We start from the raw sequence: 11,358 nt of genomic DNA on the forward strand, positions 1-11,358 counted from the left end.
TGGGAGGACTACATGAAAAATCTATTCAAGATTGCCGCATCTGCTACCGCGCTTACGGTGGCTGCTGCATCTGCTCACGCAGCCGGAGAAACCGTTTGTCTGATCACGAAGACAGATACCAATCCATTCTTTGTAAAGATGAAGGAAGGCGCAACGGCCAAGGCCGAAGAGCTTGGCATGACCTTAAAGGCCTTTGCCGGTAAAATCGACGGCGACCATGAAACTCAAGTTCAGGCCATTGAAACTTGTATTCTCGACGGCGCAAAGGGAATTCTCCTGACGGCCTCGGACACAAGCTCGATTGTCCCCGCTGTTCAGCAGGCGCGTGACGCTGGCCTGTTGGTTATCGCTCTGGACACGCCGCTAAGCCCGATTGATTCCGCTGACGCAACCTTTGCGACTGACAACTACAAAGCTGGCCTGTTGATCGGACAATGGGCGAAGGCAAAGATGGGCGACGCAGTGGCTGACGCCAAAATTGCGACGCTTGATCTGAACGTCAGTCAGCCAACCGTGGACGTTCTTCGCAATCAGGGCTTCCTCGACGGCTTCGGTGTGGACCTGGCAGACCCCAATGTCATCGGCGATGAATCTGATGCTCGATTGGTCGGCAGTGACGTGACCGACGGCAACGAAGAAGGTGGGCGCCGTGCCATGGAAAACCTTCTGGCCAAGGACTCGACGATCAACGTGGTTCACACGATCAACGAGCCGGCGGCGGCAGGTGCCTATGAGGCATTGAAATCTATTGGACGTGAAAACGATGTGCTGATCGTTTCGGTCGACGGTGGCTGCCCCGGTGTACAAAATGTGCAGGCCGGAGTTATTGGTGCCACAAGCCAGCAGTATCCGCTTTTGATGGCTTCGCTTGGCGTCGAGGCTATCAAAAAATGGGCTGAAGAAGGCGTAAAGCCTGAAAACACGCCCGGAAAAGACTTCTACGATACCGGAGTCGCGCTCATCACGGACCAACCTGTTGATGGCGTGGATTCGATCTCGGTCGCCGAAGGCTTAGAACTCTGCTGGGGCTAAAAAGACCTAATGAATGAGGCGCATGAGAGCGCCTCATCACTCCTTTCACCAGCAAACCGAAACTTCCTGTACACTGATCTCGTGGGCGTTACGCCGCCCGCGAAAAGGGGGAGATATGTCCGAAGCAAACCAAAGCGCCCAGGAATTTGAATCCGCTGCTAGCAGAACAGAAACTGTTGCGGCTTTTGAGGACCATCGGCGTGGCGTTCTGGGGAGGTTGCAGCATCTTCTTCACGTCAATCCATCCTTTGTACCTCTTATTGTCTTAGTCAGTGCAATGTTGATTTTTGGCCTGCTTCTGGGCTCAAAGTTCTTCTCTCCGTTCGCAATGACTTTGATCCTTCAACAGGTCCAGATTGTGGGCATCGTGGCTGCCGCGCAAAGCCTTGTTATTCTGACGGCCGGAATTGATCTGAGCGTCGGTGCGATCATGGTTTTTTCTTCCGTCATCATGGGGCAGTTTACGTTTCGGTACGGTATTCCAGTGCCAATTGCCGTTATGTGCGGGCTTGCAGTCGGAACTTTGATCGGAGCCCTTAACGGGTGGCTTGTCAGCCGAGTTAAGCTCCCGCCATTTATCGTCACGCTTGGAATGTGGCAAATCGTTCTGGCTACAAACTTCCTGTATTCTGCGAACGAAACCATTCGCAGTCAGGATATTGAGGCAAACGCGCCGTTCCTTCAGTTTTTTGGAACCAAGTTCAGCATTGGTGGAGCGACCTTTACAGTTGGCGTCGTTTTCATGCTCGTCCTGATTTTTGTGTTGGCATATGCACTCAAACACACGGCCTGGGGGCGGCATGTCTATGCGGTCGGAGACGATCCAGAGGCTGCCGAGCTCTCCGGTGTCAACGTCCACAGAACTCTGATGTCCGTCTACATGCTGTCCGGATTGATCTGCGCCTTTGCGGGCTGGGCTTTGATTGGGCGCATCGGGTCGGTCTCGCCGACCTCCGGCCAATTGGCCAACATTGAAAGTATCACCGCGGTTGTGATCGGGGGCATCTCATTGTTCGGCGGGCGAGGATCCATTCTGGGATCGTTGTTCGGAGCTCTGATCGTTGGCGTGTTTACTCTGGGGCTGAGGCTTCTGGGCGCAGATGCACAGTGGACCTTCCTGTTGATCGGTCTTCTCATCATCGCAGCGGTCGCAGTCGACCAGTGGATCAGAAAGGTATCGGGCTAATGTCAGACACAACTCCAGTCGTCCAAGGGCGCGGGATCGTGAAGCGTTATGGCCACGTCACCGCCATCGACCATTCCGACTTTGAACTGCGACAAGGAGAAATCCTTGCAGTTATCGGGGACAACGGTGCGGGTAAATCTTCCATCGTCAAGGCGATTTGCGGGGCCACCATCCCGGATGAGGGCGAGATTCTGATCGAAGGGAAGAAGGTAAACTTTAGCTCTCCAATCGACGCCCGCAATATGGGTATCGAAATCGTCTATCAGCAGCTTGCCATGTCTCCTGCCCTTTCAATTGCGGACAACATGTTCATGGGGCGCGAGATCCGCAAAAAGGGTTTCATGGGCAAATACATGCGTCAGCTCGACCGGCAAGCTATGGAGAAGTTCGCCCGCGAAAAATTAACCGAGCTTGGCCTGATGACCGTGCAGTCGATCAACCAGGCGATAGAGACGTTGTCCGGCGGCCAGCGCCAAGGCGTTGCCGTTGCGCGCGCAGCCGCCTTTGCGACCAAGTTTATCATCATGGACGAGCCCACAGCAGCTTTGGGCGTGAAAGAGAGCCGCAAGGTGCTTGAACTCATCCAAGACGTACGCGCACGTGGCATTCCAATCATCCTGATCAGTCACAACATGCCACATGTCTTCGAAGTCGCGGATCGCATCCATGTGCATCGGCTGGGCAAAAGGCTCTGCACCATTGATCCCAAGGATTACACGATGTCCGACGCCGTGGCCTTTATGACCGGCGCCAAAGAACCACCAAAAGAAGACGCCGCGTGATCGAGCAGGACGCAAAGCGCGTGTGCGACCTGATCTCCTCCCGGAGGCAGGTTGGGGTTCGGACGATTGTCGCAATCGCCGGCCCCCCTGCATCCGGAAAGTCGAATCTGGCAGAAACCGTTGTGCAAACGCTGAACGCACAACAATGTTCTGCGGTTCCGTTAGCCTCGCTGGTACCCATGGACGGCTATCATCTGGACAATCGCGTACTTGAGTCGCGTGGTCTGCTAGCGAGAAAAGGCGCGCCAGAAACCTTCGACGGATTTGGGTTTTGCAATGCAATCAGAGGACTGCAGTCTACACAACAAGAGTCCTTTCACCCCAAATTCGACCGCCAAATGGATCTGGCCATTGCCAACGCGATTGCTGTTCACCCAGAAACTCCGACTATCGTCGTTGAGGGAAACTACCTTCTGATGAAAAGCGACCCGTGGAGAAAATTGTCGGATGTCTATGCCGCAACGGTTTTTATCAGTCCGACTTTGGAGGAGATTGAAAGGAGGCTGCAAAACCGCTGGATCAAGTATGGGTTTGACCCAAAAGCCGCCCTGCAACGCGCGACAAATATCGATCTGCCGAATGCTGAACTTGTCTTCAGAGAAAGCAAAAAAGCCGACCTGACATTGAACTAGAATTACACCGAATTCGGTATGCGTTACGCGTTTTGATCAGACACAACCGACGCAAAAGCGATCTGCTGGTACTAACGGTTACCGACGTTTTCCAGTGCAATTAACGTCGTCCTATACACGATGAGGGAAGCTTATGAAGTGCTTTGTGGACACCGCAGAAGTAAACGAAATTATAGACCTGATAGACTTCGGATTATTGGATGGAGTTATCACCAATCCAAGTCTAATCGCAAAGTCCGGCCGCGATTTCAAAGAAGTCATTGCGGAAATTTGCACTCTTACGGATACGCCTGTGTCGGCAGAAGTTACAGCTTTAGATGCCGCAGGAATGGTTGCGGAAGGAGAGCAACTCGCGTCCCTCGCAGACAACGTCGTTGTCAAACTGCCGCTGACCTTGGAGGGCCTCAGAGCCTGTGCTCATTTCAAAATGGAAGGTATCAGCACAAACCTCACGCTCTGTTTCTCACCCAATCAAGCACTCTTAGCTGCGAAAGCCGGCGCGACCTATGTGTCGCCTTTCATTGGCAGATTGGACGACATCAGTTTGGACGGGATCGATCTCATCCGCGATATCCGAAGCATATTCGACAATTATTGCCTTGAAACCGAAATCATTGCAGCATCCATCAGAAGCCCCAATCATATTACACAGGCGGCCCAAACCGGACATTCAATCCAAGACTTTGCAGATTGAGTGACACGCAAAGAACTGACCGCACATCGGCCAAAGCCGCGTGTCAGATTGCCAGCAGCTGCGTGCTTCATGTCAACAACCCAAGTGTCAGAGAAAGAACTCTGCCCGTTCTACTACCCAAACCATTGCGACCAGACTTGCGCAAGCGGCAACAGCGGCGCGAGAGCCGACCCAGATACGACCTGGTTGTTTGCGCAACAACAACACCAACGGCCAGACCAATAGAACGATCATGACTTGTCCAGTCTCTACTCCAACGTTGAAGGCCAACAGGCTGTGCCAAACGTTTGGTGCATCCACACGTAGAATTTGGTGCAACATGAACGAGAACCCAAACCCGTGCAGTAACCCAATGCCAGACGTGATGGCAAAGGCCTTGAGGTCGCCATGTCCTTTCTCTGGCGGCCAAACCGCCATTGCAGCGGCGTAGATTATTGAAAGTGCTATTGCCAATTCGACAGTTGGGATAAACCACGCCCCGCTCGGCGCGAAGCCAAAGAAACCCAAAATCAGCGTTACCGTATGGCCTAGGGTGAAGCCTGTGACACGGGCGAGAAGGCTGTGTAAATTCAAAGCACCGATGATCATGCAAAGCACAAAGAGAACATGATCGGGGCCTTCCAAAATATGCCGAATACCTTCAACAAAGAAGGTCGAAGCGGCTGCGGTCGCAGATCCGGAAACATCAACCGGGGTATGCATCAGGCCCCGCGCACGAAATGTCCGAACATCCTGCTCGTTATAATCGAGGATCAGGTTCGCCGTTTCTTCTTGTCCAGGAAGCCCCGGATCAGAAGTGTAGGATAAACTGTATGCTCCAATTTCTCCCGTCACAAAGCGCAGATGAACGTCAACCATCACCTCGCCAACATAAATCTCCGTTGTTGGAAAATCATCTCTTTGAGCAAGTGCCGCGCGTGCCTCATTAAGCGTAGCAAATCCGGGCTCTTGCCCCATTGGATGCAGTCTTATCGAGACGATTACTGATGTTTGTCGGTGACCATCGATAGATAGCACAAAGCCGTTTACAGCAATACGAGCCAAGCCGGTTGGGTCTTTGTGAAATGCGGCCTTATCCAAGTAGTGCATGAGCACGCCATCTTCGATTTGATTGTATGTGTAAGGTGCTGGTTCGGGCAAACCGTCCGGGCCTTCGGGACCGACGAGCTCCGCAACCAAATACGGCATCGGAAGGCGCAAATAGACATCTAAGCCATCTTCCGAATGGGCCACATGATGAATGCGGACATTCTGGTTTAGATTGAAATGCGCCTCTGCTCTGCCTGCGCACAAAAAGATCATGGCAAACAGGAACGTGGCAAAAAACAACCTAACCACTACCACAGAATTACCCTCCTGTTTTGGCGCTTATAATCGTCAGGTCATCAAGCATCCATTGGTCGCCATGCCGCGAAACATCTAGCAAGCCACGATAAGAAACCGCTTGCCTATGTAGATGCCCCCAATGACCTCCGCTTACACGGGCAGTCCAACTGGCGAGGGCCTGATGCTGATTTCTTTCTTCGCCGGGCGTGAAGCTCTCGACATTCAGGTCTGAAATCGCTTCGACGCGAGCCATGGCGCCAGAGGGCAAAGTAACCGACAAGCCACGACGCATTTCTGCTTGAACCTTGTCGCGATTGATTGCTTCGACATATGGCTCCATCGTCGCCACGGCATTGTCATCTCGCGTCTCAAGCATCGTGGTTCCGATGTTGGTCACCAGCCCTTCTAAGATTTGACGCGTTGCGATCTCATCCGGCTCGGGCGCTGTCGACAGGTTTTGCAACGAGTATGTGACAATCGCAGCGGCACCGAATGCCCCAGTCAGACCAAGCAAGATCAGGCGCTGACCGTTTGTACGCTGCAACGAAAAATAGGCGCATATCAAACACAAAACGCCTAAGCCTAACGCAATCGAAGGCACCTGAGTTACACCTGCGACATTGACAACGACCGGGCCCGTTCTTGGGTTTGTCCAAGTTTTCAGGTGATTGTTCCAGTTTACTACGGGGTCAGTTGCATAAATCTGGGAAGGGACTGCCCCAGCCGGATCGGAGAGGGTGATCGGGATCACATCCAGACCATCCGGGAAAAGCTCCCATGCTAGATCAACTCGGTTCGGCAAGGTCGCAACCGGATAGGAAAGGACAACACCCAGCAGCATCGTCTTTCGGATTGCCTCCGCTTCATCCGGAAGAACACGCAAACCTTCGGCCCCAACTTTGATACATGAGACCTGCACCGTTTCCGGTTTCATCGGCATGCCGTCGACGGCGAGCGGGTTTCTGGTCTCAAAAAAGTCCGAGACGCCAGACTTGATCCTGACGACATCATCTGTGGTCAGCCGGTCAGTATCCCCAAAGTCCAAATCCGCCCAAGTCTCATAGTCTTTCAAACGCAAAATTATCTCGTGCCGGACGACGCGCGGTTCCATTGCCAGAAAAGACATCATCGGGGACTTGTGGTGTCGGGTGAAATTTGGATTCTCAAATTTGCTAAACCAAGGATCATCCCAATCTGGCAGCATCGTCTCAGCCTGAGAAAGGTAACGATAGTCTGTCACCGGAACACCCATGTGCTCGGCCACAACGCCAAGTGAAGCCAGGGGAATCCCGTCTGGGCTCAGCGGGGGAATAAACTTGATCCGTTCAGGCTTACCATTGAACGGAAACTCCATATCCACATAGACGACGTACTCGCTGCGTGGGCGTGGTCGGTACTGAGCGCTCGCTGCTGTCTGCCGCGAAGTCCGGGGTCGCACATCAATCGTATTCGTCGCGCTGGTCAGTTCCTCGCCGTCTGCCCAAACCTGAAGGTTTTGACCCGTACGCTCAGCCAGCGACATACCCGAACCATCATCTGGAATGACGAATATGGGATAGTCGCTCAAATCGACCTCAAGGATAACGCGAACATGATCTGGCTGCACCGAAAGCTCGACAAAGTTCGGCGCGGTTTCTCCGCCGTAGGGGGACACAAGATCTGCAATCGATTGGCTTGCGCCAAACGCAAGACTCGCAAGCGCTGAGCCCACCCAAACCCATGTCTTGCTGCGTCCGCCAATCTTAGAAATGAAACGCGACGGCAGCATAGATACCATTCTGGTCCACATCATAGGCAAACTCCCCGCCCGAGCGGTCAGTAGAATAGTCAATTCCGTAGAACTGATAACCAAATCGCAGGGACGTGTTCTCCCAGCCTTTCCAGTCGAAACCGGCCAGAAGCAGGTATTGCAGGTCATCGCCATTCACGCCGAAGCCACTTAGTTCGGCGCGGCTGGCGAAACTCCATTTATCATTGATTTCCATCGCATAGCGGAGCGCGATCATCGGCTCGAACCAATCCTCTGTTCCGCCCAGCGTTACACCGGGCCCAGGACCAACTATGTCGATTTCTTGTTTAAGCCGGTTCCACTGAACGCCAATTGTGGCATCTGCTGCGTAACGTCGACCCGAAGCATTGACTCCGTTCGCAAATCGGTAGGCTCCTTGAACGTTTACAAAAGTCTGCCGGACATCAACATCAACGTCTGCTCTTCCGCCCGGTAGGGTTCCGTCTTCGCCAAGCCTTACGTAGTAGACCTCGGAGATGATCCCGAAATCTCCGTTCCAGCCTTCGTAGCGTACGGAGGCTGCGCCTTGCAGGATGTCCAGCACCTCGCTCAGGCTAAGGTCCAGATCGACGCTAGTACCATCAATGGTTGATGTGCCAGACGTGCTGAGCGGAAGGAACAAATATGGCGTGATAGAGTGCCGCCAACCGCCCTCATCATCTTCGGAACGTGCAAGTGACTGGGCGCTTGCCGCGTGGGAGATCGCGACAAGCAACCATCCAACACAGAGCAAATAGCGAGAAATCAATGAGGTATGACGCATAGAGAATTCCGATCAGAATTGAAAGAACCGGCGCGTGTTGAAGTCGCGCCGGTCAAATTTGACTTTAGTCATCGTTCGGATACGGGAAGTCTTTGCCAAGCGCTTCTGAAGCTTCCTCATAGATTGGGCGCAGCACATCGTCCACGTCCCAGAAACCAGAGTTTGTGAAGTCGGAATATCTCATTGCCTCGATGGGCACTCCGGATTCTTCAGAATACGCGACGCGGTCCTCGTCGTTTGGGAGCTCTGCTGGAGCGGCCGACGGGGGTGCCCAAGTGCGCTCCTCTGTCACCGCCATGCGTACCCTGATTTCATCCTTCGTGACGTTCCAAACCATAAAGTCGTCCGCAAGGCTCAGAGGTCCGTCATAGGTCTGCCTAATGCGCTCGTAGACGTTGGTGCTTGTGTCGAAGTCGTTGAAGAAGTGATAGGCAACAGCAATACGCGGTCTCACCTCGTTCATAATCTTCCCAAAAGCTTCAGGCGCAGTATGAACCTGAGTGCCGACAAGCAAGGCGGACTCGGGAGTGAAATTCATCTTTGCAACCAGATCAGGCACCGCCACAAAGCACTCGTGGATTGCGATGTCCGCGTCCTTCGCGTATTCGACGAACCACTTGTTGGGGTAAGAATCTGAACTGAAGACGAACTTCAGATTGTTCCACTCCAATGAGTAACTGACTGGGCCATCGAGTGAATGGATCGCAGGAAAAGAACGGATCACAACACCGTTTTCTTCGTACACGATTTCGTTCTCGCCCTTATAGTCGAACTCGTTCACCTCCATGGTGAATCCTCGAAAATCAATCAGTCCAGCACGGCCCGACAGATCCCAAGTCAGCATCTTTTGCATGTGCTCCATCGCATATGCCGTGCCCAGTTCTTCGACTGGCCCGCTTGGGCCCCATATACGCAGCGGAACGTTTCGCCCCATCAACGCGCCACCGATGAACAGGTCATGCAACGCGCCGAAATGGTCAGTATGAAGATGGCCGATAAAGACCTTGTCCAAATAATTGTACGGGATTTGCAGGGAAGAAATTCGCTCGGCCGATCCCGAACCAATGTCGAACAAGAACTTGTCTCCGTTGCCCAGTTCTACAAGGAAACACGCAGCAGCCTGAGCGGCCCGCGTTGTAGGCATTCCTGTTCCACACGCGATGACGCGCATCTCGTCTTCGGCGAGATCTTCAGTATTGGGGTAGTAAACATCGCGTGGACGATCACGCACCATCGTCGGAGAAACTTCTTCTGTTTCCTGCGCGTATGCTGCCGAAGGGGCGACTAAATCGATGACCGATTCAGTGAGCGCTTCAGGAGAAACAGCCCAAGCGCCAAATATCGCACCAATTACGAAGTGCTTGCTAAGGCTCCTGTAGTTCAAATGATGGGCCATGTGTCATCCTCCAGTCCCTTGGTGATTGGCGAGCGGGGAATGCGGGTTTTCGCGCTCCGGCTCGCTGTTTTGGTTACAAGTCTAGGGTTTAGGGACATTCACGTAAGTGACTCACGGTGAATAACGGGGTGACTCACGCGCCGATAATTGCAAAAATACGAATATGGTGAGGAGTTCTGAAAACATCTCAGGCGGTCAGAAGCGCGCTCCCCTCGGCAAATTGCTTGCGGATGCTCATCTAGATGGATCCGATAGGCTTCAGGCGTTCCTGACGTACATCGTCGAGGAAGAGCTCGCCGGTCGGGGAGATCAAATTCGCAGCAAGACTATCGCTCAAGATGTTTATGAACGCGATACCTCAGAGGGGACTGATCCGGAAAACATCGTTCGCGTCGATGCACGGCGGCTTCGTCAATTCTTGGAACTGCATTACGAGGGTATTGGAAAGGATGATCCGGTACGACTGTGTATCGATAGCGGTGGATATAGGCCGCGGTTCGAAACTGTCTTGGAAACCGGTGCGGTATCAATCTCAACAAAAGCCAAACGCTTTGGACTGCCCACAGGGGCGTTCACCATTGGGGCCGTCGTTGGTGCGTTGGTCGCAGTCGGTCTTGCCCAAGATGGACAGGAAACCGCCTTTGCCGAAGTGAGTGGCATAGCTGTAACTGACTCGAACGCGAACTTGCAGCGCATGGCAATTTACGAGAAATCCCCAGCAGCATTGCAAGCATTCAATTTGGCGCAACAAGCGCGGAAAATGATATTTCCGATCTTCGACCGACAGCGCCAGTTACTTGTTCTGTCTGTGTTCGAAGGTGTGATCGAGATCGATCCAGAATATTTCGGTGGATATGCCGGTGCAGCGCAGGCACTCGCGTCCCTTGCAGTGATAACCCCGCCATCCGATGCCAAGACCGAATATGTTGATGCCGCCATGAAGCTGGCGAACCAAGCGGTTAGCCTTGCCCCAGACCAAGCCTGGAGCCAGTCTGCTAAAAGCTGGGCAAATTTTGCCAATCGCGACTATGACGCCGCGCTGCAACTCAGTAGACGCGCATCAAAACTTGATCCAAATGATGGTGCTGTGCTCGACTTTCTTGGTGCTGTGGCGATGTTCTCGGGCGAATTCGAGGAAGCAATTGCAACGGCTGACAGGCTCTCTCTGCTAGGTCCCAGTTACCAACGATTTGCTAACAGAAATATCTCGGGCGCGACGTACTTTCATCTTGGTGAATATGAAAAGACTGTAGAGCGCTTTGAAGAGGCAAAGCAACTTGGCGATCCGCTCAGCGCTCCTTCACTTGCTTATGTAACGGCAGCGCTGTCAGCCATGGGGCAAGACCATGCGGCTAAAGCCAAACTGGCTGAACTTGAGCGCGCATGGCCGGAAGCACCGATAGGTGCGATGCTTAAAAGTATCCACAAAGACGTCGAGAACGCAGAAGCGGTGCTACGCGAGTTACGAAAACAAGGCTGGGTAAGCCCAGTAAGATAGGGTGATGCATAACAGCGGGTCGCAGTGCCAAGGTTAAAATAATCTCTACTGGCACGGGCACTCAGGTCGAAACGCACATCACCTGCGCGGAGTTGAGATCGATAACGGAAGCCCAGATAAGGGACGTTCAGCGCGACTTTGCAAAGTCTGCTTTCTGCGCGCTGCTGCCATTGGTAATGATAGGTGCTGCACTAGCAGCGAAGGTCTGCTTGGTGGCCACAATTACTTTTTGAAGTTTGACAGAAGGGTTCGATCGCAAA

10 protein-coding genes are annotated in these 11,358 nt (G+C 53.1%); 6 read left to right on the forward strand and 4 right to left on the reverse strand.

Features of this window, described 5'->3' with window-relative positions; all coding sequences use genetic code 11:
• Positions 1-12: 12 nt before the first annotated feature.
• The 5 genes from AC2FFP_RS03630 to AC2FFP_RS03650 all read left to right on the forward strand — a co-directional run bounded on the left by AC2FFP_RS03630 (position 13) and on the right by AC2FFP_RS03650 (position 4,326).
• Positions 13-1,032 carry a sugar ABC transporter substrate-binding protein gene (locus AC2FFP_RS03630; protein WP_496768945.1) on the forward strand — a complete coding sequence of 340 codons (1,020 nt, stop codon included), beginning with the start codon at positions 13-15 and terminating at the stop codon, positions 1,030-1,032.
• 115 nt (positions 1,033-1,147) lie between these two features.
• Complete coding sequence (locus AC2FFP_RS03635) at positions 1,148-2,218, forward strand: ABC transporter permease (RefSeq protein WP_496768947.1); 1,071 nt, start codon at positions 1,148-1,150, stop codon at positions 2,216-2,218.
• Positions 2,218-3,000 (forward strand): ATP-binding cassette domain-containing protein, encoded by a 783-nt coding sequence (locus AC2FFP_RS03640; RefSeq protein ID WP_496768948.1) that lies wholly within the window; start codon positions 2,218-2,220, stop codon positions 2,998-3,000. The genes AC2FFP_RS03635 and AC2FFP_RS03640 overlap by 1 nt, the downstream gene beginning before the upstream one ends.
• 122 nt (positions 3,001-3,122) lie before the next feature.
• Positions 3,123-3,632, forward strand: a complete 510-nt coding sequence (locus AC2FFP_RS03645) for a nucleoside/nucleotide kinase family protein (RefSeq protein WP_496843767.1) — start codon at positions 3,123-3,125, stop codon at positions 3,630-3,632.
• A gap of 133 nt (positions 3,633-3,765) precedes the next feature.
• On the forward strand, positions 3,766-4,326 hold the full coding sequence (locus tag AC2FFP_RS03650; protein WP_496780497.1) for a transaldolase family protein: 561 nt from the start codon (positions 3,766-3,768) through the stop codon (positions 4,324-4,326).
• A gap of 87 nt (positions 4,327-4,413) precedes the next feature.
• Here AC2FFP_RS03650 and AC2FFP_RS03655 read toward each other — a convergent pair whose 3' ends face one another.
• The 4 genes from AC2FFP_RS03655 to gntH all read right to left on the reverse strand — a co-directional run bounded on the left by AC2FFP_RS03655 (position 4,414) and on the right by gntH (position 9,600).
• Positions 4,414-5,670: a HupE/UreJ family protein gene (locus AC2FFP_RS03655; protein ID WP_496843768.1), complete on the reverse strand. Its 1,257-nt coding sequence runs from the start codon at positions 5,668-5,670 to the stop codon at positions 4,414-4,416.
• Between the two features lie 4 nt (positions 5,671-5,674).
• Entirely contained in the window at positions 5,675-7,444 is a 1,770-nt protein-coding gene (locus tag AC2FFP_RS03660; RefSeq protein ID WP_496880722.1) for a hypothetical protein, read from the reverse strand.
• On the reverse strand, positions 7,395-8,204 hold the full coding sequence (locus tag AC2FFP_RS03665; RefSeq protein WP_496880723.1) for a hypothetical protein: 810 nt from the start codon (positions 8,202-8,204) through the stop codon (positions 7,395-7,397). The genes AC2FFP_RS03660 and AC2FFP_RS03665 overlap by 50 nt, the downstream gene beginning before the upstream one ends.
• Before the next feature lie 64 nt (positions 8,205-8,268).
• Positions 8,269-9,600: a guanitoxin biosynthesis MBL fold metallo-hydrolase GntH gene (gene gntH, locus AC2FFP_RS03670; RefSeq protein WP_496880724.1), complete on the reverse strand. Its 1,332-nt coding sequence runs from the start codon at positions 9,598-9,600 to the stop codon at positions 8,269-8,271.
• 163 nt (positions 9,601-9,763) lie between these two features.
• On the opposite strand from gntH, the gene AC2FFP_RS03675 reads away from it, so the two are divergent.
• The gene (locus AC2FFP_RS03675) at positions 9,764-11,098 is read left to right on the forward strand and encodes a tetratricopeptide repeat protein (RefSeq protein ID WP_496880725.1); all 1,335 of its coding nucleotides are present in this window, start codon (positions 9,764-9,766) and stop codon (positions 11,096-11,098) included.
• Positions 11,099-11,358: the final 260 nt, after the last annotated feature.

This window comes from Ruegeria sp. YTSC004, from assembly GCF_059609805.1.

Excerpts from the sequence above, each read along its gene's own strand:
- AC2FFP_RS03630 (WP_496768945.1), top strand. The coding sequence starts at position 13 with ATGAAAAATCTATTCAAGATTGCCGCATCTGCTACCGCGCTTACGGTG.
- AC2FFP_RS03635 (WP_496768947.1), top strand. The coding sequence starts at position 1,148 with ATGTCCGAAGCAAACCAAAGCGCCCAGGAATTTGAATCCGCTGCTAGC.
- AC2FFP_RS03640 (WP_496768948.1), top strand. The coding sequence starts at position 2,218 with ATGTCAGACACAACTCCAGTCGTCCAAGGGCGCGGGATCGTGAAGCGT.
- AC2FFP_RS03650 (WP_496780497.1), top strand. The coding sequence starts at position 3,766 with ATGAAGTGCTTTGTGGACACCGCAGAAGTAAACGAAATTATAGACCTG.
- AC2FFP_RS03660 (WP_496880722.1), bottom strand. The coding sequence starts at position 7,444 with ATGATGTGGACCAGAATGGTATCTATGCTGCCGTCGCGTTTCATTTCT.
- AC2FFP_RS03665 (WP_496880723.1), bottom strand. The coding sequence starts at position 8,204 with ATGCGTCATACCTCATTGATTTCTCGCTATTTGCTCTGTGTTGGATGG.
- gntH (WP_496880724.1), bottom strand. The coding sequence starts at position 9,600 with ATGGCCCATCATTTGAACTACAGGAGCCTTAGCAAGCACTTCGTAATT.
- AC2FFP_RS03675 (WP_496880725.1), top strand. The coding sequence starts at position 9,764 with ATGGTGAGGAGTTCTGAAAACATCTCAGGCGGTCAGAAGCGCGCTCCC.